The sequence below is a fragment of the Candidatus Sulfotelmatobacter sp. genome (assembly GCA_036500765.1).
In the GTDB taxonomy this organism is placed as follows: Bacteria; Acidobacteriota; Terriglobia; order Terriglobales; family Acidobacteriaceae; genus Sulfotelmatobacter.
This window is the reverse complement of record DASYBM010000004.1, coordinates 1128487-1155441: the sequence shown is the minus strand read 5'-3', so window position 1 is coordinate 1155441 and position 26955 is coordinate 1128487. Positions and strand designations below refer to the sequence as shown.

General features: G+C 59.0%; 15 protein-coding genes. 7 read left to right on the top strand and 8 right to left on the bottom strand.

Translation table 11 applies throughout. The features are described 5' to 3' along the window. Positions 1-73: 73 nt before the first annotated feature. Both VGM18_07920 and VGM18_07915 read right to left on the bottom strand, forming a co-directional pair. Complete coding sequence (locus VGM18_07920) at positions 74-808, bottom strand: hypothetical protein (protein ID HEY3972917.1); 735 nt, start codon at positions 806-808, stop codon at positions 74-76. Positions 809-841: 33 nt separating this feature from the next. Next, a complete protein-coding gene (locus VGM18_07915; protein ID HEY3972916.1) occupies positions 842-2677 on the bottom strand; it encodes a S8 family peptidase in 1836 nt (611 codons plus the stop codon). Positions 2678-3277: 600 nt separating this feature from the next. Here VGM18_07915 and VGM18_07910 point away from each other — a divergent pair. Next, the gene (locus VGM18_07910; protein HEY3972915.1) at positions 3278-4519 is read left to right on the top strand and encodes a PQQ-binding-like beta-propeller repeat protein; all 1242 of its coding nucleotides are present in this window, start codon (positions 3278-3280) and stop codon (positions 4517-4519) included. A gap of 91 nt (positions 4520-4610) precedes the next feature. On the opposite strand, the gene VGM18_07905 is transcribed toward VGM18_07910, so the two are convergent. The 5 genes from VGM18_07905 to VGM18_07885 form a co-directional block, all read right to left on the bottom strand. Beyond that, the gene (locus VGM18_07905) at positions 4611-5447 is read right to left on the bottom strand and encodes an ABC transporter ATP-binding protein (protein HEY3972914.1); all 837 of its coding nucleotides are present in this window, start codon (positions 5445-5447) and stop codon (positions 4611-4613) included. A gap of 106 nt (positions 5448-5553) precedes the next feature. Next, positions 5554-7176, bottom strand: coding sequence for an ABC transporter substrate-binding protein (locus tag VGM18_07900; protein ID HEY3972913.1), 1623 nt, complete (start codon positions 7174-7176; stop codon positions 5554-5556). After that, positions 7173-8024, bottom strand: a complete 852-nt coding sequence (locus VGM18_07895; GenBank protein ID HEY3972912.1) for an ABC transporter permease — start codon at positions 8022-8024, stop codon at positions 7173-7175. The genes VGM18_07900 and VGM18_07895 overlap by 4 nt, the downstream gene beginning before the upstream one ends. A gap of 10 nt (positions 8025-8034) precedes the next feature. Beyond that, on the bottom strand, positions 8035-8901 hold the full coding sequence (locus tag VGM18_07890) for an ABC transporter permease (protein HEY3972911.1): 867 nt from the start codon (positions 8899-8901) through the stop codon (positions 8035-8037). 14 nt (positions 8902-8915) lie between these two features. Beyond that, entirely contained in the window at positions 8916-11417 is a 2502-nt protein-coding gene (locus tag VGM18_07885) for an HD domain-containing phosphohydrolase (protein HEY3972910.1), read from the bottom strand. Between the two features lie 400 nt (positions 11418-11817). Between VGM18_07885 and VGM18_07880 the strand changes: the two genes are divergently transcribed. From VGM18_07880 to VGM18_07870, 3 genes are all read left to right on the top strand, one after another. Continuing rightward, entirely contained in the window at positions 11818-13716 is a 1899-nt protein-coding gene (locus tag VGM18_07880) for a sigma 54-interacting transcriptional regulator (GenBank protein HEY3972909.1), read from the top strand. A gap of 403 nt (positions 13717-14119) precedes the next feature. Further along, positions 14120-20443: an Ig-like domain-containing protein gene (locus tag VGM18_07875; protein HEY3972908.1), complete on the top strand. Its 6324-nt coding sequence runs from the start codon at positions 14120-14122 to the stop codon at positions 20441-20443. 285 nt (positions 20444-20728) lie between these two features. Next, positions 20729-22168 carry a VCBS repeat-containing protein gene (locus tag VGM18_07870; GenBank protein ID HEY3972907.1) on the top strand — a complete coding sequence of 480 codons (1440 nt, stop codon included), beginning with the start codon at positions 20729-20731 and terminating at the stop codon, positions 22166-22168. Between the two features lie 412 nt (positions 22169-22580). On the opposite strand, the gene VGM18_07865 is transcribed toward VGM18_07870, so the two are convergent. Next, positions 22581-23609 carry a UDP-glucose--hexose-1-phosphate uridylyltransferase gene (locus VGM18_07865; GenBank protein HEY3972906.1) on the bottom strand — a complete coding sequence of 343 codons (1029 nt, stop codon included), beginning with the start codon at positions 23607-23609 and terminating at the stop codon, positions 22581-22583. A 183-nt stretch (positions 23610-23792) separates the two neighbouring features. Between VGM18_07865 and VGM18_07860 the strand changes: the two genes are divergently transcribed. From VGM18_07860 to VGM18_07850, 3 genes are all read left to right on the top strand, one after another. Further along, complete coding sequence (locus VGM18_07860) at positions 23793-24824, top strand: MBL fold metallo-hydrolase (protein HEY3972905.1); 1032 nt, start codon at positions 23793-23795, stop codon at positions 24822-24824. A 107-nt stretch (positions 24825-24931) separates the two neighbouring features. Next, positions 24932-25417 carry a gluconokinase gene (locus VGM18_07855; protein HEY3972904.1) on the top strand — a complete coding sequence of 162 codons (486 nt, stop codon included), beginning with the start codon at positions 24932-24934 and terminating at the stop codon, positions 25415-25417. 12 nt (positions 25418-25429) lie between these two features. After that, the gene (locus tag VGM18_07850) at positions 25430-26716 is read left to right on the top strand and encodes an MFS transporter (protein ID HEY3972903.1); all 1287 of its coding nucleotides are present in this window, start codon (positions 25430-25432) and stop codon (positions 26714-26716) included. The last annotated feature ends 239 nt before the right edge of the window (positions 26717-26955 follow it).

The following is a 26955-nucleotide window of genomic DNA, read 5'->3' as shown; positions in this document are numbered from 1 at the left end:
GAAAAAGGGTGGCAAGCTGCGCCACCCTTCCTTCCTTTGAATCGATCGGTTGAAATCGATTTCCGTTGGACCCCTACGCACCCGCGCGCGCCGCTTGCACCATCACCTGCGGGCGTGTTTCCGTCATGCCTGCCACCATTCCACTAAAGTACAACTTGTAAGAGCGGTGGATTACGTACATCACCGGGAAGACTGAGAGCGCCAGTCCCCAGCCCATGTGCGAACTGACGGTCTGGACCATGGTTGTTACTCCCGCGCTGACTACGTAGTAAGGGAACGACAGATGCGCCAGGCTCCACCAGATCTGTCCTGCCGCTTTGCCTTCGCTGACGGCTACGATGGCAGCGACCGGAGCGGTCTGCCCTAGAAACAGCGTGGCCGTCGCCAGCGCGAGTCCAAGACCAGTGGAACCGCCATGCAGTCCAGACCAACTGGCGTGAAATATCAGGCTCGCCAGGCAACTGGCGAACGCCATCATGCTCAGGTTGAACGCCATCTGTTGCAGGTTGACCTTCGCGCCCTTTCGCGGCCAACACTGCACCACCGTCGACGCGAACGTAATCGCCGCCGCTTCGGCAGCGCTCAGGCTGATGACGGCTGTCAGCAGAAAGGGCAGGTTTACCGACATGTTGCCGTTAATTCCCGGGAGCTTCACTTTCATCCGCGACGTAACCGCCGCCAGCATCAGGAGCGCCAGCGCAAAGTAACTGTGCAGGGCGTGGCTGGTGAAGGTTGCGTAGCCTGCCGTAATGACTGCGGCCAGCATCATGGCTCCGATGAACGTTTGAATTCGCCGTGTGTTATTCATGATTAGTCTCCTTTCGTAGGTTCACACGGCTCACTATTGTTCGTCGTCTCCCGCGTCGGTAAACGCGGCGTCGGAGTTGTCCACCGAAGCGCCCCAGACCACACTGGTGGCCGAAGCTGTACCCGTGCTCGATCCCCAAACCACGCTGAATGCACTGAGGGCATTACTGTTCCAGGGCACTGAAGCTCCCCAAACCACCGAGGTGCCGCTCACCGTCGAAGCTCCCCACACCACCGACGTACCCCAGACCACCGACGATCCCCAGACCACGGAGTTCGAGGCGACGCTCGAGTTTCCGTAGACCAGAGAGATCGTCCCATTCTGCGAGTTATAGACCACGGTCGGCGACAATGCGGCTCCAACGTTGGACGGAGCCAGATCTGTATTGGTCGTTGCAGCCTGGACGTTTACCAAGCCCGATCCCACCGAGAACAGATCGTAGTAATCGACGAAGCTCTGCAACAGATGCGGAACATACGCCGACGTCGAGAATATTCCCATTTTGTTCGCGGTTTTCATCAGCCGCGCCTTCACCTGGTCGGGTGTGAGGGTGGGCTGTTCCTGCAACATTAAAGCCACCGCGCCCGCGACCGCGGGGGTCGCCATGCTGGTGCCGCTCAGCGTGAAATAATCGTTCTTGTTATCGGTTCCGGTCACCAGTTCCTCCGGATAGCCCGCCTCCAGCGTGGCTCCCGGGGCCGACAGAGAAACAATGTCGTTGCCCGGCGCCATGATGTCAGGCTTCACGATGTGATCGTAGGTCGTGGGCCCTTTCGAACTGAAGCTGGCCTTGGTTTCAGCAGATACCGACGTCGAACCGTTGCTCTTGGTCGCACCCACGGTCAGCACAAACGGATCGTTGCCCGGCGCCGTGATGGTGCCGAAGCCGTTGCTTCCGTTCACGCTCAAGCGGCCATAGTTGCCGGCAGCCACAACCACAACGATGCCACTCTTCCAGGCTGCTTCTACCGCCTGACAGAGAGGATCCTGCGTGTAGCTGACGCCAATTCCGCGACCCAGCGACAAATTGATGACGCGGATGTTATAGGTCTTCTGCAAAGCAATCGCCTGCTGAATCGCCGCGATCACCGTGCTGTCGTTGCCCGCGCCGTTCTGGTCCAGGGCGCGCAGGTCGATCAGGCTGACCCCAGGAGCTACGCCTTCATACTGCCCGCCAGAACGGTAACCGTTGCCGCCGATGATGCCCGCCACATGTGTGCCGTGGCCATACAGGTCATATTTGCCTCCGGCCAGGTTCGTGGCCGGAGTTCCCGTGAAGTCCTGGCGATAGACCACGCGCGAGGCGGTCTCGCTTGAATTCCACAGGTCGGGATGGCTGTCGTTGATGCCGCTATCAATCACGGCGACTCCAACGCCGGCGCCCGTGAACCCGGAATTCCAGGCCGAGCTTGCGCCAATTGCGCCGTCAGTGAGCTCGTCCGCTACCTGCGTCGCATGATCAATGCTCACCGCCACGATTTCAGGATCCGATTCAAGAGCAGCCAACGCGCTTACGGGAATCGTAAAGGCCGCACCCTTAATCATGTGCAGCTTCGAGTGCAACAGTCCGCCGCGGCCTTGCATCGTCGCATAATGGGTCGGCGTGGGGACTTGTTTGTATTGCACGATGACGCGCACGGTCTGGCCCTTGGCCGTTCCCTGATGGGCTTTCGCCAACTGTCCAGAAAGTTCAGGAGAAATCCGTCCCGACCATCTGGGCGCGCCGGTCGTGAGATTGTTCCAGCGCTGACCGAACGCCATCCCCGTGGCCAGCACCAGCATCAGCACCAGGCTCAGGCGCTTACCCCAGGCGGCGCTGTGTCGTTCTCCGCGCTGCGCAGGTTTCGGTGATTTCTTCTTGTACTTCATAAAGTGTCACCCTTCTTTCGTGGTGGGGGAAAAGATCGAGTTCGTTCCCACTCCCCCTGTTGCACGGCGTCAGCCAATTGAACGCTTGTAAGTGATTGTTTCTGCTGGAGATTTCCGAATCGACAGAGCATCTGTCTGGGTCACACTGTCCCGCCCCGGCGGGCATGGGACAGTGTGTCCCACTGGCCTTTCGTACCGCGAGCGCTGGTTACTCACCCGACGTAGTTAAGGGAAGCCGACGTTACGAGATGTTTGTGGGAACTATTTCAAAAAAAGGAAGGGAAAATACGGGGACGAAAATACGGGGACAGACGGGTGGAGTGCACCCTGGAGTGCACCTGGGATGCACTCCACCCGTCTGTCCCCGGTTTTCTCCAAATCAGGCCAATACACTCAAAATGTCCCGACGTTCTGAGTAGAATAATCTAAAGATTGTTACGCCAATGACCATGTGCAGTCTGCAAATTCTTTCATCTTGACCCTGTTAGCTCCGGTATGTTCAATCTTGCGTACAGGCCCCGTAGTTGTCTTCAGCTCCCCAGCAGTTAGGCTCAGGTCCCACGACAATTCGAATCGCCGTTTTGAAACAAGGGAGAAAAAATGAAGTCGATGCGCTTTTCCCTCTCGCTGCTCGCAGCGTTAGCCCTTCCATACAGCCTGGCGGTGTGCGCCCAAGCCCAGATCTTTTCTGAAGGTGGCCCCACCGATGTTAGGCAACTGCCGGAACTCACAGCGTCCACCAGCGGCGGACCTGGGGATGTGTCGACGACCAATGTCCGTGTCAACTGGACGGAGTTCCTCTTACCAGACATGATGCGCTGGAACCCTTACGAAAGCATTCTTAATGTGAACAATGTAGGGAGCCTCCAGGAGCTGTGGAGCTACACCACTGGCAGTTACGTATATTCCTCTGCTGCGGTAGTAAATGGGGTGGTTTATTTCGGCTCGGAGGATAATAAGATTTATGCGTTGAATGCCCATACCGGCGCGAAGCTGTGGACCTATACCACCGGTGGTCAGGTGTTTTCCTCGCCCGCGGTCGCGAACGGGGTAGTTTATATCGGCTCCGACGACTTTTACCTGTATGCGCTGGACGCGATGACCGGCACTCTGCTTTGGAGATATAACACCGACGGAAACTACGTATCTTCCTCACCCGTGGTTGCCAACGGGGTAGTCTATGTAGGATCCCAAAGCGGTTTTTTTTACGCGCTGAGCGCCATGAGCGGTACCCTGTTGTGGAAGTATACGAGCGGGCAGGAGTTTTCCTCACCTGCGATAGCGTACGGGTTGGTCTACTTCGGTTCAGCGAACCACAACGTCTATGCGCTGAACGCCCGTACGGGCAACAAACGATGGAATTACACCGCCGGGGACGCCGTACTCTCATCAGCCGCAGTCGCGAATGGGATGGTCTACATCGGCTCGGACGACAATAACCTGTACGCGTTGAACGCGAAGACGGGTGCTCTGCGTTGGAGCTACACAACGGGAGGCCAGGTGGGCTCCGCTCCCGCAGTCGCAAATGGAGTGCTCTACTTCGGCTCGGGTGATGGTAACCTGTACGCGCTGAACTCCACGACGGGCACCGAGCTTTGGGCTTACGCCACCGGCGCCGGAGTGTATAGCGCGCCTGCCCTAGCCAATGGTGTGGTTTATGTCGGCTCGGAAGACGGTAACGTGTACGCGCTGAACGCGAGCACTGGCGTGAAATTGTGGAGCTACCAGACCGGGTACTATGTGTTCTCCTCGCCGACGGTGGTAAACGGAGTAGTTTACGCCGGGTCGTATGACGACCGTATGTACGCCTTCGGCCTACCAGGGGATCTGGACGAACCGTAAGAAGATTCTGTTTAAGCGTTATGCGATATTTCGCCAACCATCGGTCTGAAGACCACGGACCTCAAAGTTTTACCTTTGGTTTTTCTCGAAACTAGATCGCGGCCGCAGCCGCCGCCTTGGTCGACGCGACTCGATGCGGCATTTTCGGCATCGCCGCCATCAGGCGCCGCGTATATTCGTGGCGAGGATTGGTCAGGACCTGCTCGGTCGTGCCAGTCTCGACGATCTGGCCTCCGTGCAGGATGGCAATTCGGTCGCAGATGCCCGCCACCGACGGCAGATCGTGTGAGATATAGAGGATCGCCATCCCGGTGCTGCGGTTCAGTTCGCGAAACAGCGCGAGGATCTCGGATTGCGTGATTACATCGAGCGCGCTCGTGGCCTCATCGGCAATCAGCAGTGCAGGGCGATGCATCACCGCCATCGCGATCAGCACGCGCTGCGCCTGCCCCACGCTCATCTGGGCCGAATATTTTTGTAGGAACTCATCGCTGGATGGCAGACTTACGCTATCGAGGGCCGCCCGGATCGCAAGATCGCAATCGGCGCTCGAGCCTGAAGCATGCGCCCGCCACGCTTCCTTTAACTGCGTCCGAATCTTCAGCGCCGGGTTCAGCGACGACAGCGGACTCTGCAACACCAGCGCAACTTTTCTTCCGCGCAGCCCGCGTAACTCCCGATCGCGTAGCTGGAGCAGATCGCAGCCGTCGAGATCGATGGCACCTTCGGTCTTCACCCGCTTGCGATCGAGCAATCCCAGAATCGCCATAGCCAGCGTGCTCTTGCCCGATCCGCTCTGTCCGACCAGCCCAAGAACCTCGCCCCGCCGAATCTCGAACTGCACATCACGCAGCACCGCAGGCTTCTCCCCATACCGCACCGAGACGCGTGCCGTGAGAAGAGCGTCGCCCTGATAACTGGAGTCCATCAAAAATTCAGAATTCAGATCCGTGAGAATCCGCGAAAATCCGTGGCCAAGAATTTGAATTACTCTGTGATTCTCAGCGCCCTCTGTGGTTAAGGATTTGGTGTTCCTACTTCACCGCCAGCCGCTCCGCATTCCAATAAGTCTGCGGCACCAGGATCACTGGACTAGCTCCGTGTACCGTCGCAGCCACGGCCGACAAAGCATTCCGATTCACCAGAAAAATAAACGGCGCCTGCTCGACCGCAATTTCCTGCACGCGGTCGAAACTTTCCTTGCGCTTCTTGGCATCCGCCGACGAAGCCTGCGCCCGCATCAGCCGGTCGATCTCGGCCTCCCACGCGGTTTCCGGAACCTTCTCCGACGGATTCCACTGATGATTCTCCGACGAACTCAACCACACGTTCATCTGCTCGCTCGGGTCGAGTCCGACATTGGTGAGGCCCAGTAAGATTGCTTCATAATCGAACGTCTGCGTCATGCGCTCGATCAGGGAAGGGAAGTCGAGCGTTACGACGTTGACTTGAATCCCGATTTTTTGGAGGTCCTCCTGAATCATCGTGGCCATGCGCTCGCGATATTTGTTGCCTGCATTGGTGATGATGGAAAATACGACGGCATTTCCAGCTTTATCTTTTAAAGTTCCGTTCTCCAGCCGAAATCCGTCGCCCTGCAAGGCTTTCAGCGCGGCGTCCGGCGAATAAACATCGGGCTTCAGGTTGGCGTTGAACCAGAGCTTGTTGGCCGGAGACACCGGGCCCACCGCGGCCTGCGCGTGCCCGCGAAATACCACCCGCGCCAGGTCCGCTCGATTGATCGCCTCGGAGATCGCACGCCGGAAAGTCGGCGAGCGGAACCAGCTCTTCTTGAATTCCGGCAGCGGAGACTTCGCCACTTCGTTAAACCACATCTGCTCGCTGTCGAGTGAAGCGCCGGCATCGTGTACCACCTGCGGATTGGTCGCCGCCAGTTTGTCGAAGTACTCGCTGTCCAGCGAATTGATCAGGTCGATCTCTCCGCGCTTGAAGCGCAGCATTTCCACATCGCGATTGGGCTGAATGTCCAGCTTGATGGAATCGAGGTATGGCAGCCTCCGCCCCTGCGCATCCGTCTTCCAGTAATTCGGATTGCGCTTCAGCAGCACAGTCGCGCCCGGCTTATAATCGGCGACCATGAACGGCCCCAGCACCGCCATTTCTTTTCTTGACGAATGCTCGGAGAGAATCGCGACCTGATCGAATTGGCGGTCGAGTCCGGCCACGGGCGCTGGAAACGTAATCGAAATCTGCGTCGGCGAAATGATCTTCGTCTCCACATCGCCCTGCCCGGAACGGAATGCGTCGCCAGTTGGCGAGTGCAGCGCCGGATCCATCAACTGCTTCACCGTGTAGGCCACATCTTCGGCAGAAAAAGGTGTGCCATCGGAGAACGAAATTCCACTGCGTAGTTTGAACGTGATCTGCTTGCCGTCCTTCGAAATCTTCCAGGATTCCGCCAGCCCCGGCTCCAGAGCCTGCGTCTGCCGGTTCATCCGCACCAGCACTCCGCCGGTCAAGTACCGGATCGCCACCGACGCATCGTCTTCGACCTTCAACGGATCGAACGTCTTCGGCTCCGACCGCAAACAAAACCGCAGTTCGCCTTGCGCGATGGCCGAGCCAGCGAGCGCGCCGATCACGACGATAAGGGATGCTACGAATGTCTTCCAGCTCGGGTAAACTCGGTTCTTCATGCGGCTACCTCTTCCTGCTTTGAAAGCACCAACTGAAACGACGTCACCACCACCACCAGCAAAATCAACGGCACAAACTTCCACGGCTCTTCGCCCACCGAGACCATTCCTTCCAACTCCTTCAACAAACTTCCCCAAGAAGGCATGGGCTCGGCCACACCCAAGCCTAAAATTCCCAGATTCGCTTCGCTCAAAATGAAGGCTGGAATTGAAATCCAGAACTGCGCCAGCAATACTGGTTTCAAATTCGGCAGCACGTGTACCCAGAACAACCGCGACCCGCGAATGCCGGAAGCGCGCGCCTGTCGCAGGAAATCCGAATCCCGCAGCGATCCCGCCGACGAGCACAAAACCCGCGCGGCGCTTGTCCAGCCCAATAAGCCCAACATCAGAAACGTCACCAGCACCGAAACCAGCGGCGATACATTGAGCGGCATCACCGCGCGAACTGTGATCAACAAAAACAGCCACGGCAGCGAGAGAAATAAATCTGTCACCGCCATCGCAGCGCGTGCCCATGCCCCGCCCAGATATCCGGCGAGTCCACCGACCAGCGCCGCCATCAAAGTCGAGAGCAATGCCGCCGCCGGCGCCAGCAGCAGCGAAATCCGCGTTCCATACAATACGCGCGCGAAGCGGTCGCGCCCAATTTCATCGGTCCCGAGCCAGTGCTCATGCGATGGAGGGGCGCCTGCGGCCTCGCGATACTGCTTCGCATATCCCGCCGGAGCCAGCCAGTTCGCCGCCAGCGATACGCCCACCACCAGCAGAAGAACGGTGCACGCGAGCTTGCGCCACAGGTTCGTACTCGCGGGCGTCATACTCTGAACGTCATAGTCTGACCCCATGCTATGAACCTCATGCTTCCTGACCGCGAAGCATCGTTCCGATTACATCTGCGCCCGAGTTGGCCAGCAAGGTTACCAGCGTAACCAGGATCGTCAGATTCGTAAGCAGCGGCAGATCGCGCGCCAATGCCGCCTGCCAGGCCAACTGTCCAACTCCCGCTAAGCCGCATAAAGCTTCAACCGGAATCGCCGCCCCGACTGCGATGCTTACGGAAACTCCTGCCACCGCCAGCAACTGCGGCCCGGCCACCGGAACGACGTGCCAGAACAGAATCCGCAACTCGCTCACTCCTTTCGCCCGCGCCGTAATAATGTGTGGCAGGGCATAAGCCTTGCCCAGCAGATTGCGCGCGTAGCGATAAACGCGCGGAAACACGATCAACGCAATCGCCAGCGCTCCCGGAACATTCCAAAGCACCGACAACAGCGCCAGCGCCGCGGCAGGAATACACAGGAATGTCCCGCTGATCGTTGTCGTCAATGCGTCGTACGCCGACACGCGCAACCATGCCGCGCTCAGCGCCATCGCCATCGCGACCGCCCAACTCAGTAACAGCCCGAGCCCAACGAGGCGTAGTGTAAGCGGCGTACGCTCCCGCAGCAGCACACTTACCGGCTGCCCCAGCGAAAGCGAAGTACCCAGATCGCCGTGAGCGGCACGTTCCAGGGAATGAAAATAAAAGCGGAAGATGTTGTGCTGTTCCAGCCTGGCCTGGCGCAAAGCGCGAATGCTTTCGGCATTCAGATGCGGATCCAGTTGTTCTTCATCCACATCGAAGCCGGGCGCCAGCCGCACCAGCGCCGTCGAGAGCAAGCCGCCGAGCAAAACCGTGGCGACGATGGCAAGTCCATGCCGCGCAATTTTCCGCCCCAACATGGTGAGAGATCCTCCTATTGGCCGGCAGCCCCGCGGGAAGCCAAGCGAGTCCTGGTGTCGTCTTTGCGTGTAGCCGCTTCGGCATGGTGCTGCTGCTTCATGGAATACATGCGTCGATCAGCCTCAGCCAGCAAGCGCTCTACGTCGAAGCCGTCGTCCGGACACGATGCCATCCCCACGCTCAGCGTGATCACATCGCGCCCGCAGATATGCCGTCCTGACTCGATGGCCGCCTGATTTAACAATTCCGCTTTTTCCACGGCGGCCTCTTTTGTCAGTCCGGGAGCCGTAATTACGAATTCGTCTCCGCCCATGCGCGCCACATAGTCATAGCCGCGACAAACTTCCTTGAGACGCGCCGTAAATTCGCGCAGCAGTTTGTCGCCCTCCAGATGTCCGAAGGAATCGTTGATCGCCTTGAATCCATCGATATCGCAGACCAGCACCGCCAGCGACGTTTTCATGCGACGGCAGCGCGCCACTTCCTGCGCCAGATGCACAAACAGCGAGCGCGCATTGGGCAGCCCGGTCAGGTAGTCGGTGGTGGCCGAACTCTCCGCCTGCTGATACTTCAATGCGTTCTCCACCGACAGCGCGACCTTCGAGGCCACGGCCAGCAGAATTCTCAAATGATCGGGCGTGAACGCATCCCGGGTCGAGTGATACATGGCCAACACGCCTACCACGCCGTTCAGCCCCTCTAGAGGCACGACCAGCGCCGATTGCAACGTCGTATGCTTGTCGGGATCGACCACATATCCCTCTTCCACCTGCGGATTGCCGTTCACGATCGGCTTGCAGTTCTCCGCCACCCATCCGCATAATCCCTCGCCGACCCTGACCTTCAACGCAGACAGCATGCGAAAATTTTCACCGCTCACCAGTTCCGGCAGCAGCCAGCCATTGCGGTTTACAAATACAGCTATCGAATCGTAAGGAATCATGCGGCGTAAGCGCATCGAAAGCACCGACAGCGTCTCGCTCAGGCTCAGCGACACGCCCAGATCCTGGCTCAGTTCGAACATGGTCTGCGCCTCTTGCCGCGCCGACGCAATCGACGTCAAAAAATCCGCGCTGTCGGTCGAGCCCTGCGCGGATTCGCTTCGTTCGAATCCGGCTGCCGGCGCCAGGCCGCGCTCCACACGTACCATCTTCGAAAGCCCGTGCGAGACCAGCGTCTCTTCCGACATTTGCGCGACGCGCTCCAACTCGATATAGCGGTTCTCCAGAATTTCGACGACCCGAGGATCGAACCACGTCCCTGCCTTCTCCTTGACCTTGGCCATGGCCTCGACCAGCGGCAGCGCCGGACGGTATTGCCGATGCGAAGCCAGGGCGTCCAGGCAATCGACCGCGCCCAGAATGCGCGCGCCGATTGGAATGTCTTGCCCGCTCAATCCCTCCGGATATCCCGTTCCATCCCAGCGTTCATGATGCGACTTAACAATCGGCGCGACGGGATAAGGAAACGCCACCCGCTCCAGAATCTCAGCGCCCACGATCGGATGCACCTTCATCTTTTCGAACTCTTCCGGCGTAAGCTTTCCCGGCTTGTTGATGATCTGTTCCGGCACTGCCAGCTTGCCGATGTCGTGCAACAGAGCGGCCGCCCGCAACGCCTCCACCTCGCTCTCCCGGAGATTCAATTCCTGCGCCACTGCGACGGCATAGGTTCGTACTCGTTGCAAGTGGGTGTGCGTCGTGTGGTCTTTGGCTTCGATGGCAAGCGCGAGCGCCTCAATGGTCCGCATGTTCAGCGAGGCGATCTGCTCCACATGCCGTTTTTCTACTTCGACTCGTTCCTTTTCCGCTTCCAACCGGCCGAGGTAAAGGCGATAGGATCGGTACACCCAATAAATAAGAGGCAGCACCAGCAGCGAGGTTTGCCATCCCGCCGAGCGGTTCACAATTCCCACCAGGCCCACCGCGGCCGCGCCGACCAGGTAATAAGGGAACGACCAGAAGTAGCACTCCGACCAAACTTTGCGGCTCGATTTGCCTTCGGTCAGCGCAATCACAACCGAAATCGGCAAGGTGTTGGCGAAGAAAAATACCAGAGCGGCTATCATCAGCAGAATCGGCTTATTCGATCCCGATCGCGCCGCCATCCAGTGATAGCCGATGTAGGTCAGGGCGCTGGCATTGGCCATCATGCCGGCCACATTGAACACCACTTTCACCGGATCGAGCCGTTTGCGCGTCTGCCACACGCTCTGCACCAGGCTCGCCGTGCAGCCGATCACAAGAGTTTCCGGAAGGCTCAGTTCCAACACTCCGAGCAGGATGAACAGGAAGTTCACCGACATCGTGCCGTCGATGCCCGGCAGTTGTACTTTCAACCCCGATGCCAGCACCGCTACCGCCAGGTAGCAGAAGAAACGCATCAGGTCTTGCGATTGCCAATGCAGCAGGGCACAGCACAGCACTACCACGCCAATCAACGCGGTGATGCCGACGAATGCCTTCGTCTGGAGCGTTAGCTCGTCCTTCTTCAGTTCGTCCTTCTCTGCTTGCATCGACAAACCTGACTACTGCGGCCTTACCGGCCTCGAAGCGCGCGCTATACCGATGATGACGCCTCCGGCATCCTCCGCGAACACACGAAAATCTAGTGCGCCGGCTCCCTTAGCCCGCGCTCAGGCCCTCGGGGAAGACATCTCTCCCCGGTTCGAGCCTGCCCGCATCGTAGTGGAATGATTAGGCGTTCTAAAGCTTACCGAGGTAACCAGCGGAAGCGTTATCTGCACGGAGGCGACACGGGGGGGGTAGTAGTGAGTGGTCAGGAGTCAGTGGAGTCAGGATCAGTGGTCAGTGGTTTGACCGAACCACTGGGCTTCATTACCTTCGTTACGCTGCCAGTAACACGCTTCTCTGCGAACTGCTCGCCTTGTGTCACCATGATCCCAAACGCGCCCTATGCCGACTCCATCCCGCAGTTCGAACCACGAGCCGTTTGCCAGCACCTCGATCGCACGAGCTTCGATCGCAGGAGCTTCGATTGCAGGAGCTTCGAATGCCGGGGCCTTGATCGCCAGAGCTTCGATGGCCACCACTTCGACTGGCCGCGACGAATTCCCGGCGTCGCAACTGCCGCAAATGGCCGTTTTCTCCGCCGATCCTCAAGGCGAATTCAGCGCGTGTAACGCAGCCTTCGTGAGACTTTTTGGCTATTCGGTACCGGAACTTCTCGGGCGCGACTTCTCCACACTCTTTGTGCACGAAACGGCAAAGCACGAAATGGTAAAGCCCGAAGCGGAAAAGCCCGAAACCGCAAACGGCAATCGCAGTAACCAATTACGTCGGGAGATTCTATCCGCCACCTCTACGCCCGCGGGATATCACGCCCGACTGATCGCCCGACCGAAGACCGGCGGCAATTTCCCCGTGCAGTTTTCGGCCACGACGCTTAGCTCCACGCCGCCAGCTCTAATCGCGATCGTCGTGCCACTCGCAGAAAACAACGCCGCCGCCGCTCCTGAGAGCGCTCTCATTCCCGGAGTGATTTCGCGCGAGATCGACGGCACCGTGTTCATTCTTGCCAGCCCCGTCATGCATCAGTTCATGACCCTGGTCGACCGTGTCGCCGGCCAAACCGAAACCGTCTTGGTTACCGGCGAGACCGGCACCGGTAAGGAACTGATTGCCCGCACCATTCACGAATCTTCTCCGCGCCGCAGCCGTCCGTGGATCGACATCAACTGCGCCGCGCTTCCCGAAAATCTGGTCGAGAGCGAACTCTTCGGCTACGAAAAGGGCGCTTTCAGCGGCGCCGACGCCTCCAAGCCCGGCCTGTTTGAATTGGCCGACAAAGGCACGCTGTTCCTCGATGAAATCGGCGAACTGCAATTGCAGACGCAAGTGAAATTACTGCGCGTGCTCGATGGCCAGCCTTTCTACCGGCTTGGCGGCCATCGCAAAATTAAAGTAGACGTTCGCATCGTCGCCGCCACCAATCAGGATCTCGAAGCCGCGGTGCGGGAAGGCCGTTTCCGCCAGGATCTGTTTCATCGTCTTAGTCAATTCCGGCTCAGCGTTCCTCCGCTGCGCGAGCGCCCCGAAGATATCGTAGCCCTCGCCGAACACTTCCTGCGCCTGAAAGCTGCCGGCAAGAATTTTTCATCGCAGGCGATTTCAGCTCTGCTTTCTCATTCCTGGCCCGGCAACATCCGCGAACTGCGGAACCTGGTCGCCAAAATGGCGATGGAATCCAGCGGCCGCGACATCGATTTCTCACGGCTCAGCGCCGCGCTCACCGGAGAGCCCACGGCTCTCCGTCAAACCGCTTCCATGCCCGTCAGCAATCTTGACAGCATGGAAGAGCAGATGATCATTAAGGCTCTGGAGCGCACCGGCGGACAACGCACCCTGGCGGCTGAGCAACTCGGCATTTCGCGCCGCACCCTCAGCCGCAAGCTCAAGGAATACAACATTAACTTCGCCCCCGGCGAAACCACGGCGTCGCTGGGCTTCATCAGCAACGAGCAGCAGAAATTCTTCCGCGCCCGCGTGCAGATTCCGGTTATGGTCAAAAGCGCGCAAAGCGAAGAAATTCAAGTGAACGGCGTCAATCTCAGCACTGGCGGCATGGGACTTGACGGCCTAAAGGAGCCGCTGCGCCTCGCAGGATTGTTCGATGTAAGCTTCGTACTGCCCGATACTCAAGTCCGGTTCCAGGCCAAAGCCCGCCTGATGTGGGTCGGCGACGAAGGCCGCGTCGGCATCCGCTTCGCCGTTATCGAGCCTGCCTTATTCGAAGAACTCCAGCACTGGAGCAATCGCAAGATGAAAGAAGAAGGATGGGATTTTCCCGCCTGATTCCCCCCGCCTGATCGTCCGCGGCAATCGTCCCAGGCTGATCGTCCCAGGCTGATCGTCCTAGGCTCATCGTCCCAGGCTGATCAGTCCTAGGCTGATCGTCCTCGCCCTGATTGTTCTCCCTTAGGGGCCTTCTTCTCCCGGTAGGCCGAGTGTGCAGGAACTTTCATCCTTGACGCGCCGACCGGCCGACTCCACAATGGCTCAATCTCCCCTATGTTCTCGTGTTTCCGGGATGCTCCCGCGATACACGTCGAACGACTCCCAAGCTTGTGAAAATCTGGCCGAAGGGCGTCAGTGTCTATAGCGCTTTTCCGAACGGTAGCAAGCCGCTTCGTCCCGGCTCCCCCATTTAGGCCTTGCACGGATCACTACGTTTCCGACGAGAGGATTTAAGAGGATTATGAAACTACAGACGCGTCGCCTTCTGACCCAAGCTGCCATTTCCATTCTTCTGACTTTGTCCGCGACTGTTGCGGCTGTCGCTCAGGATCTCTCTTCTTCTCCTACCTCTCTCTCCTTCGGAAGCGTCTATATCGGCAAGCCTTCCGGCAGCAAGGCGTTGACCATTACCAATCTCACCGGTCATGGCCTGACTATTACCAACATCGGATTTGACTGCGACGCCTTCGAACTGGCCTCCGGGGTAGCCCCATTCTCCTTCGGCCTGACGCAGAATATTACGCACTATTCGATGTTCTTTAATCCAACCGCAGCACAGAGCTACAACTGCAACTTCATCATCAGCATTAATGACGGCACGCAACTGCTGGTTCCGCTGACCGGCACCGGCTTGGTGAGCACCGGAACTTCAAGTCTGAATGAATCTGCGTTCAACTTCCCGAATCAGAAAGTCGGAACGACCAGTGCCGGCCAGACGGTCACCATCACCAACAATGGTTCCGGCGCCGTCACTCTGACCGGCATTACCCTGACGCCTCCCAGCTTCACCACCAATGCAATCACGCTGCCCGTCAGCATCCACTCCCACACCAGTTTGCCGATCACGGTGTATTACTCTCCAACCGCCGCGGAGTCGGAAACCGGCGCCCTCGACCTGACCTACGACGAGGTTGTCGACAACGGGATCACTCTGACCGGCAACGGAATTGCGCCGACTTCTCTCGTCATATCGAGTCCCGCCACGATCCCTCAGGGGACGCAAAATGCTCTCTACGAAACCAATCTGACGGCTGCCGGCGGCACCGGAGCTTATAGCTGGGCGCTCGCCTCAGGATCGACCTTGCCCACGGGCTTGACGCTCTCCAGCAGCGGCGCCATCACGGGCACGATCGCTTCGACTGTCGCCACGGGCAATTACACCTTCACTGTTACGGTGACCGACACCAGTTCGCATGCCACCGCCAGCCTGCCACTGACGATCAGCATCTATCCGAATCTGGCCGACAACTGCAACGACATTTCCTACGACGTCCCCAACACCACGACGCCGATGACGGCCTTGACCGATCTCGGCACTGGAACCTATCAGGGCTCTGAAGGCGGACTCTATCCCAGCGGCAGCAACGTGCGCCCCGCCTCTCACGACGCCGACGGCGTCACCTTGGCCAAAGAGATCGTTCCTCTCGATTCCAATGGCAACTACAGCCCCACCGGAAAATATGTGCTCATGGCCATCGGCGAATCGACAGCGCAGAACGAATTCGATCGCTTCCTGCCCATCGCCGACGCCGATCCCGCCAAGAATCCCAATCTCGTCATCGTCAACGGCGCTCAGGGCGGCGCCACCCCGTTCAACTTTGAAGACACGAACTCCGTCTACTGGTCCACGGTGCTGAACAATTACCTGCCGCAGAACGGCGTCACCGCAAACCAGGTCGTCGTCATCTGGATGGAAGACACTGACGGTATCAACACCGGAACCTTCCCCACCGACATCGCTGAGCTTCAGACCGAGTACGAGAACATGATGCAGACCATGCACACCCTGTTCCCGAACCTGAAGATGGTCTACTTCTCCTCGCGTGTCTATGGCGGGTATTCCAACGGAGTCGGAACCCCGGACAATCCCGAACCTTACGCCTACGAAGTCGGCTTTGCCGTGAAATGGGCCATTCAGGATCAGCTGAACGGCAATGCCAATTTGAACTACAACCCGGCCCTGGGACCGGTCGTCGCACCCTGGATGTCATGGGGACCGTACTACTGGTCAAATGGCATGCTTGGTCGCAATGACGGCCTGGTCTGGACTTGTGCCGACTTCTCCGCGGATGGAACTCACCCTTCGACGCAGTACGGTCAGTTGAAGGTCGCCACCGAGTTGATGGACTTCCTCAAGACCGACGACACCACGACGCCGTGGTATCTGGTCCAAGGCACCGCCCTGACTCCGACTGGCGGTAACAATCAGACCGGAAACGTGGGCACGGTTCTGCCTACGGCTTTAACAGTGTTGGCATCGAACGGCGGCACCGCAGTCTCCGGCGTGAGCGTCACCTTCAGCGACGGCAGCTCAGGCGGCACCTTCAACCCAAAGACTGCGACCACCAACAGCAGCGGCATCGCCACCACCAGTTACACGCTTCCGCCCACGGCTGGAACTTATGCCATCACCGCCACCGCCACCGGCTATGCCTCGGCAGCCTTCACCGAGACGGCTACGAGTTCCAAGGTTCTCGCCGTATCTTCCGGCAACAATCAAACCGGTTCGACGGGCGTTCCCTTGCCGAACCCGCTGGTTGTGTTGGCCACAAATAACGGAGCCAATGTTTCTGGCCTGAGCGTCACCTTCACCGACAACGGTGCAAATGGAAGTTTCAATCCACCCACCGCGATCACCAACAGCAGCGGCCTGGCCTCCACCACCTACACGCCCGGCGCTGGAAACGCCACCATCACCGCCAGCGCCACGGGATACACCTCGGCCACGTTCACCGAATTTGTATCCGGCTCGAACGTTCTGACGGTTGGCGGCGGCAATCATCAAACCGGTATCGAGGGGACGAAGTTGCCGACGCTGCTCAGCGTCAGCGCCACCATTGGCGGCGTCAAACAGTCCGGCGTCAGCGTCATGTTCGACGACGGCGGCGCGGGCGGCAGTTTTAGTCCCAACCCGGTGAACACCAACAGCAATGGAGTCGCTTCTACCTCCTACACCCTGTCGACCACCCCGGGAACTTACACCGTCACCGCTTCCGCAACCAGCTACACCTCGGCGAGTTTCACCGAAACATCGACCACCTCTGGCAAGGCTCTCATCGTAAACGCGGGCAATAACCAGACGGGCGCAACCGGCACGGTGTTGCCGACGGCCCTTGCTGTCGAAGCCACCAATGGCGGCGTCGCGCAGTCCGGAGTCAGTGTGACCTTCAGCGATGGCGGGGCGGGCGGCAGCTTCAGTCCGGCAACCGCAACCACCAACAGCAGCGGCATCGCCTCCACCAGCTACACGCTCGGTGCGGCCGGGACCATCACCGTAACCGCGGCCAGCACCGGCTACACATCCGCGACCTTCACCGAAACCTCCACCTCCGGCGCTAAGACCCTTGCCGTTAACGGCGGCAATAACCAGACAGGGGTCAGCGGCACCGTATTGCCGACGGCTCTGACTGTCTTGGCCACCAGCGGGGGTACAGCCCAATCCGGCGTGAGTGTAACCTTCAGCGATGGCGGCGCAGGGGGCAGCTTCAGTCCAGCCACGGCAACCACTAACAGCAGCGGCATCGCCTCTACCAGCTACACTCTGGGCGCGGCCGGAACCATTACGGTGACCGCATCCAGCACCGGCTATGCTTCCGCGACGTTCACCGAAACTTCTACATCCGCCACCAAGACTCTCGCCGTAAATGGCGGTAACAACCAGACCGGCGCAGCCGGCACTGTCCTGCCGACAGCCCTGTCGGTGCTGGCCACCGTTGGCAGCACGGCCCAATCCGGCGTCAGCGTTACCTTCAACGATGGCGGCGCGGGTGGAAGCTTCAACCCAGCCACCGCAACCACCAACAGCAGCGGCATTGCCTCGACCAGTTACACCCTGCCTTCTACCGCAAAAACCATCACCGTCACCGCAGCGGCTACCGGTTACTCATCCGCAGCGTTCACCGAAACCTCGACGAGCTCAGGGACCAAGACCCTCACCGTTACCGACGGCAATAACCAAACCGGTATCGCGGGTAAACTGTTGCCCACTGCTCTGATGGTGGAAGCGACCAGCGGCGGCACTGCCGTTTCCGGTGTGAGCGTGACCTTCAGCGATGGCGGCGCCGGTGGAAAGTTCAGCCCAGCCACTGTGATCACCAACAGCAGCGGCGTGGCGTCGACCACCTACACCCTGCCGAGCACCGATGGGACAATAACCATTACGAGCACCGCCACTGGCTATACGCCAGCGACGTTTACGGAAACCGCCGCAACTGGCGCCGAGAAGCTTGCCGTAAATTCCGGCAACAAACAGACAGGCACCGTGGGTGTTCCCCTGCCTAAACCGTTGATCGTGCTCTCCTACGATAACGGGAAATTGACTCCTGGCGTCAGCATTACGTTCAACGACAACGGTGCGGGCGGAAGCTTCAACCCCACCACAGTGGTGTCCAACAGCAAGGGTAGCGCCTCCACCATCTATACCCCGGCCACAGCCGGAACCCTTACCGTCACTGCGACCGCCTCCGGCTATACCTCGGTAGCGTATACCGAGACGATTACGGGCTCCACCAAGACCCTGGCCGTCTGCGGCGGAAATAACCAGACCGGTGTAACCGGCACCGTCTTGCCTACCGCGCTCTGTGTTGAGGCTACGAACAACGGCACCGCGGTTGCGGGCGTCAGCGTGACGTTCAGCGACGGCGGCGCGGGGGGCAGCTTCAACCCGGCCACGGCCACCACCAATAGCAGCGGCATGGCATCCACTTCCTACACGCTGGGTGCGGCGGGAACCATCACGGTCACGGCCGCCGCTTCCGGGTATACGTCCGCAACCTTTACAGAGACATCCACAGCCCCCGTCAAGACTCTGACCGTCACCGGAGGAAATAACCAAACCGGTGTAGCCGGCACCGTGCTGCCCACTGCTCTGACGGTGGAAGCCACCAGCAACGGCACCGCGCAGTCCGGCGTAAGTGTCACCTTCAATGACAATGGCGCGGGCGGAATCTTCAACCCGACCACGGCCACCACCAACAGCAGCGGCATCGCCTCCACTTCCTACACCCTGGGCGCGGCCGGGACTATCACCGTAAGCGCCTCCGCGACAGGCTATACCTCCGCCACTTTCACCGAGACTTCTACCGCCGCCTCCAAGCTGATCACCGTCACGGGTGGCAACAATCAGTCCGGCACCGTAGGCACCGCGCTGCCAGTTGCGCTCGCGATTGTGGCCACCAACAACGGCACCGACGTTTCCGGCTTGACCATTACTTTCACCGATAAGGGAGCAGGCGGCAGCTTCAACCCCGCCACCGCCACCACGAACAGTAGCGGTGTGGCGTCCAGCATCTACACATTGCCGTCCACCGCGGGCACCGTCACCGCCTATGCCGGAGCCTCGGGATATACGAGCGCAACCTTCACCGAGACTGCCAACGCCGCAGCCAATACTCTGACCGCAACCGGCGGCAACAACCAGACCGGAGCGGCGGGCACGACCTTGCCCACCGCACTGACTGTGACCGCCACCAATGGCGGTACCCTACAGTCTGGCGTACTCGTCACCTTCAGCGACGGCGGCGCAGGTGGAAGCTTTAATCCCGTCAACGTCACTACCAACAGTAGCGGCCTGGCTTCGAGCGCCTATACGCTGCCCTCCACCGCGAAGACGGTCACCGCTACCGCCAGCGCGGGCGGTTACACCTCGGCTACCTTCACCGAGACTTCCACCTCCAACTCCAAGACCCTGACCGCGACCGCAGGGAATAATCAGACGGGCACCGTCAGCACGGCCCTGCCAACAGCCCTTGCCGTCACCGCCACCAGCGGCGGCACCGCACAATCAGGCGTGAGCGTTACCTTCAGCGACGGCGGCGTCGGCGGATCGTTCAACCCAGCCACCGCGACCACCAACAGCAGCGGCGTGGCCTCGAGCATCTACACTCTGCCGTCCACGGCTCAGACCGTCACCGTGTCCGCCAGCGCTACGGGCTACACCTCGGCGACATTTACCGAGACTGCAACCAGTTCGACCGCAGTTACGAAGCTGCAACTGGTTTCCGGCGGAAAACAGACTGGGACAGTGGGAACGGCGTTGCCGCAGCCGCTTGTCATTAAAGCCACGAGCTCGACAGGAGCGATCGTGGTGGGCGCTTCCGTTAGCTTCAGCGACGGGGTCGGCGGAACCTTCTCGCCGAATCCAGCCATCACCGATGCGAGCGGCGACGCGACGGCAACTTACACGCTTCCCACGGTGGCCCAGAATCTGGTCGCTACCGCATCGGTTGGAAGCGTGACCGTCACAGCCAGCGAGAAATCGGTGCCCGCCGCGGCCTCGAAAATCTCAATCGTCTCCGGCAATAACCAGTCGGCCAATCCGAACACCCAGCTGCCCAGCATGCTCGTCGTGCTGGTGACCGATCAATACAACAACCCGGTTTCGGGCTACACCGTAACCTTTGCCGACAACGGCGCCGGCGGTACCTTCTCGACAACAGCGCCGATCACCAACTCATTCGGCGAGGCCTCGGTCAGCTACACCACCGGATCGAAAGCGGGAACCGTCACCATCTCTGCCGGAACCACCCAGGTGGGCACAGTCAACTTCACCGAAACCGTCAACTGACGGGTTATTCAGATCTTTTTCGGTAGAACGATTCGAGCCCGGCGCGTAGAATGCGCCGGGTTTTTCTCAGCGTAAAACATCCATCGCGTATCAATGTCGAATCAACGCACGCCCGTTGTCATCCCGACCGGAGCCGTTCTTCAGGCGAAGGGAGGGATCTCGGTCTCTACGGCTTCGAAAGATGAGCACAGATTCGTGCCCGAAGGGCACCCGAAAATAGCCCGGCGCTTCCAGCGCCGGGAAGCATCGCACATTGAGGAAAAGCGTCCCGGAGGGACGCCTGAAATGACCAACTCGCTCCGTCGCCTTCTCAACCTAACCGTGCTGACTCTCGCATTCCCGGTGGCGGCGCTCGCCCAGAACAACCCGATTCCGCAAGTCGTGGGCCCGGTGCATCCGATGGCGGTGGCTCCTGGCAGCGGTGCATTCACACTGAGCGTATACGGGGCGAATTTCGTTCCGGGCGCAGTCGTGAGCTGGAATTATCAGCCGCGAACGACGACGTTCGTCTCGGCCCACGAAGTGCAATCGCAGATTCTTGCCAGCGATGTGGCGAAGGCTACCGCAGGATTTATCTCCGTCACCAATCCGGTACCCGGCGGTGGGGATTCAAGCGCGAGTTGGGCGCAATTAGAAGTACACGCGCCCATCAGTACGATTGTGGTCAGTCCGCCTGCTTACTACTACTTCGGTTACTGGGCGATGTTGGCTGCCGATTTTAACCACGACGGAGTCCTCGACTTGGCCGGAGAGTATAACGGTCTATCACTAGACATCGGAAAAGGAGACGGAACTTTCCGCCTCAGGTCCGATGTGAGCCGAAAGTACCTCGACACTACACAGTTTGTCTATGGAGACTTCAATGGCGACGGCAACCTCGACTTGGCTTTCGACGACGGGAATGTGAACACCAACCAAGTCACGCACATGAGTGTAATGCTGGGAGATGGGAAAGGGAGATTCAGTGTCGGCCCAACGATCACGGCGTACGGGGGGCTGGGCCGAGTCGTTGTGGGCGACTTCAACCAGGACGGTAAGCTGGATCTGCTCACCGCTGGCGAACACAGCGTATCCGAATTTCTGGGCAACGGGGACGGAAGCTTTCAGCATGTGGCCAACTATCCTTATAGCCTCTTGGCAAACGACATGAAGGTCGGAGACTTCAACGGCGACGGTAAGCTCGATCTGATCCTCATGCAAATTAGCGGTAGCGGCATTACTCTCTGGTTTCTACAGGGCAATGGTGACGGCACCTTCAAGCCACCACAGGAGATCGCATCCTTTCCCGGTGCGGACGGATGTGGAGTAGGTGCTCCTCAGGGCGGGGGCGTGCAACTGAGCGATTTCAACGGTGACGGAAAGCTCGATCTGGCTTTCTGCACGAAGAGCCAAGTTGGAATTCTTATGGGCAATGGCGACGGAACTTTTCAGCCTCCGGTTTACTATACGGCTGACTCGACTGGACAGGGGCTGTTTACGTACGTTCTGGGTGATCTCAATTCCGACGGCAACCCAGATTTGGTTGCATCGGAGTATTCCAACTTCAACAGCCTACTTGTGGTATTCCTGGGGAATGGGGACGGAACTTTTCAGCCAGGACAAACAATAAGCTCGGCAGTGCCGTCGGGCGAGCTAGGCATAACCTTGGGCGATTTCAATTCGGACGGCATGTTAGACGTTATTTTTCAAAACGGAGTCGGCATGAATGTATTTCTTCAGCAATAAGCGTGTTGTAGAGCGTAAGGCTTTTGACTTCCCGTTCGTTACCCAACAAAGGCTGCCCCACTCTTTCGCGTTCGTTGCGAAAGGGTGGGTACTCCACAGCTCGCCGCCAAAAGCGTTTTCCACACCCTTCCACAGCCAGAAACCCAAATCCTGTGACGAACAACCTTTACTGAGAAAAGTAGAAGGCGCAATCTATCCAGATGCGCGAAAACTATTTCAACCGGTTCGGCTGGCCAGCCTCATCCGACCGTTCGAATCTTCCATCTAACTCCATATTCCGCAATATTTTGCGGCTAACTCTTTGCGGCTCAAGATTTTGCCCATATCCGAGGCATATCAAAACACGGCAAGTTATTTTGAATCAGTATTTTACGGAAAACATTTTTCAATTTTTTTCAGATATGTATCCCACTCAACTTCCACCCAACTCCCGCAGTCGCGCAGCGGCAATCTCCGGCGTGATGTCGCGCTGCGGAGTGCCCAGCATTTCAAAGCCGACCATGAACTTGCGAATCGTTGCCGACCGCAACAACGGCGGATAGTAATGTGCATGAAAATGCCACTCAGGATGTTGGGCATCATCGGTCGGCAACTGATGAAAGCCCATCGAGTAAGGAAAGGGAACGCCGAAAACTTTGTCGTACGTGGAAGAAACGCGTTGCAGAATCTGGCTCAGCGAACGCGCCTCATCGTCCGTGAGCTCGTTCATGCTGCCAAAATGTCGCCGGCTGCATACGAGAATTTCGAACGGCCACACCGCCCAGAACGGCACCAGCACAATGAAGCCGTCATTCGCGCAAACCAGGCGCACCCGCTGCGCCGCTTCCAGCGCGACGTAGTCGCAGAGCAGGCATCGCTGGTGGGCATCGAAATATTTTCGTTGCGCAATCAATTCTTTTGCAGGCTGTTCGGGGATGGAAGCCGTCGCCCAGATCTGGCAGTGCGGATGCGGATTGCTCGCCCCCATCATCGCCCCGCGATTCTCGAAAATCTGCACATGATTGATCTCGGCCCGTCCGCCCAACTCGCGGAATTGCCCCATCCACGTGCGCACGACTTGTTCAATCTCCGCGAGTCCCATGGTCGCGAGAGTCAGATCGTGGCGCGGCGAGAAGCAGATCACGCGGCAGACTCCCGGCTCGGACTCGGCCACCAACAATCCCTTCGCATCGACGTCGAGACGCGCCGCCGCCACGTTCGGCTTCAAAGCCGCGAAGTCGTTCTCAAAAACAAAAGTCGTCGCATACGCCGGATTTTGAATTCCTCCCGCGCGCGTGTTGCCCGGACAAAGATAACAACTGGGATCGTAAGCCGGCTCCGAAGCCGAGGGCACGGCGGCCACTTCTCCCTGCCAAGGCCGCGTCGCGCGATGCGGAGAGACCAGCACCCACTCGTTGGTCAGGGCATTCAGTCGCCGGTGCGGATCTTCGTTGAGTTTCAAGTGGCAGCCTCGCAGCATTCTACGACGACCGATACAACTCATGTAGCGGCGGCAGCGGCCGTCCCGCCAAAGCGCAGCGAGGCGGAATCTTCACAGACGCTAAGGCCCCCAAAACAACCTGCCGAATTCTGCCCGCCGCATGGCATAATCATCGGCAAACCTCTTCCCATCAGGTGCCAACCGATGCGTTCATTCCTGACTGCCGTTCTAGCCCTGTGCTTCAGTATTTGTGCGGCAAGTCTGCCGTGCGCCGCCGCATCCAGCCCGAAGCCGCTCCAGATTTATTTCGTCGACGTCGAAGGTGGCCAGGCCACGCTGCTGGTTAGCCCGTCTGGCCAATCGCTGCTCATCGACACGGGATGGCCGGGATACGAAGGCCGTGACGCCGACCGCATCGTCGCCGCCGCACATGCGGCCGGCATCCAGCAGATCGATTATGTATTGATCACCCACTATCACCGCGATCACGTCGGCGGCGTGCCGCAGCTGGTCGAGGGCTTCAAGGTGGGCACGTTCGTCGATCATGGTCCGAATCTGGAAGACTCGGAAGTCACGCGTACCGACTATGCCGCTTACGAAAAGGCAGTCGCCGGCCATGCCCATGTCGTCGTCAAGCCGGGATGGGGACTGCCGATCAAAGGCCTCGAAGTTCAGGTGTTGTCGGCGGCAGGCGATGTCATCACAAAGCCCTTGCCCGGAGCGGGAGAAGCTAATTCCTATTGCAAGGGCGCAACCGCCGAGGCAGATGACGCGACTGAGAATGCCCGGTCCATTGGGACTTTAATCACCTACGGAAAATTTCGCTTCCTCGATCTCGGCGATCTCACCAAGAAAAAAGAGATGGAGCTGGCCTGCCCCAACAACCTGCTCGGAACCGTCGATCTTTTTCTGGTGACGCATCACGGCTTTGACTTGTCGAATCCGAAGGCGCTGGTGTGGGCGTTGCATCCGCGCGTGGCGGTGATCGACAATGGCCCGCGCAAAGGGTCGAGTCCCGCGGCGTGGCAGATTGTGCACGACTCTCCCGGCCTCGAAGATTTGTGGCAACTGCACTATGCCGAAGAATCCGACAAAGATCACAACGTCGCCGACGAGCGTATCGCCAACGTCAAAGAGAACTGCGAAGGGAAATATCTCAAAGTCGTCGCGCAAAGCGATGGCACGTTCACGGTAACCAACAGCCGTACCGGCGCAGAGAAAGCGTACAAGAAGTAGAAACTAGTAGCGCCGGCGTCCCGCCGGCTGTTGCGTGGGCGTCCCGCCCGCGCCCTGGCCAGCTCAACGAATGCAAAGAGTTTCGAAGCGCAGACTACAATCCCACCATGATCGTGATCGTGATGGGAGTGACCGGGGCCGGCAAAACGACCATCGGGCGCATGCTGGCCGAGCAACTGGGTTGGCAGTTCGCGGACGCCGACGACTTTCATCCGCCCGAGAACGTCGAGAAGATGCGGCGTGGCATTCCGCTCGACGACGAAGATCGCGGGCCCTGGCTGCATCGCCTGCGTGCGATGATCGGCGCCTGGATCGCCGAAGGGAAGAATGTAGTGCTGGCGTGTTCCGCTCTTAAACGCAGCTACCGGAACGAACTCGATGCGGGGCCAGAGGTTCGGTTTGTCTACTTGAAGGGAAGCGCCGAGTTGATTGCAGATCGACTGCGCTCGCGCCACGGGCACTTCGCCGGTGAGCAGATTCTCGCCGGCCAGTTCGCCGACCTTGAAGAACCGGAATGCGCCGTCACTGTTTCGATCGCTCCGGAACCGATGCAGATTGTTGGTGAAATTCGGCAGAAGCTCGGCTTGGCGTAGAATCCTTCCACCTTGGAAACGGCTCCCGAGCGTCTTGAATCCGCGGTTGTCTCCCGAGTGATGTGGCGGCTGATGCCGTTTCTGTTTCTGCTCTACATTGTTGCCTACCTCGACCGCATCAACGTTGGCTTTGGCATATTGCAGATGCGCGGGCAGCTTGGTTTGAGCGACCGCGTCTATGGGCGCGCGGCGGGTATGTTTTTCGCGGGCTATTTTTTCTTTCAGCTGCCCAGCAATCTGGTGCTGGAAAAGTTCGGCGTGCGGCGCTGGATTTCGGGACTCATGATCACGTGGGGAGTGATTTCGTGTCTGATGATTTTCATCCGCGGGCCGATCAGTTTTTATGCGATGCGCTTTCTGCTAGGAGCCGCCGAGGCGGGATTTTTTCCGGGCATGATCCTTTACATGAAGCGCTGGTTCCCGGCAAATGCACGGGCGCGCGCCGTGGCGTGGTTCATGATGGCGAATCCGATTGCGGGAATTGTGGGCAGTCCTATCTCTGGAGCTTTGCTTGGATTAAGCGGCAAGGGGCTTTCGGGTTGGCAATGGATGTTTCTCATGGAGGGAATACCGGCGATTCTGCTTGGATTTACGGTCTATTGGGTTTTGGCGGATAACCCGAAAGAAGCAAGCTGGTTGAAGGGTGAGGAGCGGGCGTGGTTGCTGGATCGGTTGTCGCGTGAACAACAAGCGGAGTCAGTGGCCAGCAGTAGCAGCTTCTGGGAAGTTCTCATCAGTCCAAAAATCTGGGCGCTGTCGCTGGTTTATTTCGGAGTCTCGACCACGATGTATGGAGTTACGCTGTGGCTGCCGAGCGTGATCCAGTCGCTGTCAGGGCTCAGTAATTTTGCGACCGGGATGGTTGCGGTGCTTCCATTTCTGGTGACGGCGGTTGCGATGGTGCTGGTCGGGATGCGCTCCGATCGCACTGGAGAGCGGCGCTGGCACACGGCGATTCCGGCGTTTGTAGGAGCGGTGGCGTTGGTGGCGGCGGGCTATGGGAGATCGACGGTCGTAGTCGTGGCTGGCGTGGGACTGGGACTGGTTGGAGCGGAGTCGATGGTGGGGCCATTCTGGGCGATGGCAACTTCGCGGATGAGCGGGCTCTCGGCGGCGGCGGGAATCGCGGTGATCAACTCATTGGCGAACTTGGGAGGATATTATGGGCCGGATATTATTGGATTCTTCCGCAAGCTGAACGGCGGCTTTCGCGGAGGGCTGCTGGCGATTGGGGCAACGCTGGCGCTGAGCGGTGGAATTGCGCTGGTGGTGGGGCGGCAATCGACCGCGAGGAAGTAGCGGCGGCATCCCTGCCGGCTGTCCAGCGGGCGACTCGCCCGCTGCGCTGGAGGCCAAGAGGTTCCTTGACATGTTCCGTTATTTGTTAGTCTTCGGCGCCGAGGGCGAGACGCCCCTTCGACAAGCTCAGGGCAGGCTCTCAGGACAGCCGCCGGGACGGCAGCGCTACGAAGACGCCGCTTCGTTCTATTGCTTCGATTGTTTACAATAGAAACTTCGCCTAATTGCGCTGGCTCAGG

Coding starts and splice junctions, on each gene's coding strand:
- VGM18_07895 (HEY3972912.1), bottom strand. CDS start 8,024: ATGGGGTCAGACTATGACGTTCAGAGTATGACGCCCGCGAGTACGAAC.
- VGM18_07900 (HEY3972913.1), bottom strand. CDS start 7,176: ATGAAGAACCGAGTTTACCCGAGCTGGAAGACATTCGTAGCATCCCTT.
- VGM18_07885 (HEY3972910.1), bottom strand. CDS start 11,417: ATGCAAGCAGAGAAGGACGAACTGAAGAAGGACGAGCTAACGCTCCAG.
- VGM18_07855 (HEY3972904.1), top strand. CDS start 24,932: ATGATCGTGATCGTGATGGGAGTGACCGGGGCCGGCAAAACGACCATC.
- VGM18_07860 (HEY3972905.1), top strand. CDS start 23,793: ATGCGTTCATTCCTGACTGCCGTTCTAGCCCTGTGCTTCAGTATTTGT.
- VGM18_07880 (HEY3972909.1), top strand. CDS start 11,818: ATGCCGACTCCATCCCGCAGTTCGAACCACGAGCCGTTTGCCAGCACC.
- VGM18_07920 (HEY3972917.1), bottom strand. CDS start 808: ATGAATAACACACGGCGAATTCAAACGTTCATCGGAGCCATGATGCTG.
- VGM18_07915 (HEY3972916.1), bottom strand. CDS start 2,677: ATGAAGTACAAGAAGAAATCACCGAAACCTGCGCAGCGCGGAGAACGA.
- VGM18_07870 (HEY3972907.1), top strand. CDS start 20,729: ATGACCAACTCGCTCCGTCGCCTTCTCAACCTAACCGTGCTGACTCTC.
- VGM18_07875 (HEY3972908.1), top strand. CDS start 14,120: ATGAAACTACAGACGCGTCGCCTTCTGACCCAAGCTGCCATTTCCATT.
- VGM18_07910 (HEY3972915.1), top strand. CDS start 3,278: ATGAAGTCGATGCGCTTTTCCCTCTCGCTGCTCGCAGCGTTAGCCCTT.
- VGM18_07890 (HEY3972911.1), bottom strand. CDS start 8,901: ATGTTGGGGCGGAAAATTGCGCGGCATGGACTTGCCATCGTCGCCACG.
- VGM18_07905 (HEY3972914.1), bottom strand. CDS start 5,447: ATGGACTCCAGTTATCAGGGCGACGCTCTTCTCACGGCACGCGTCTCG.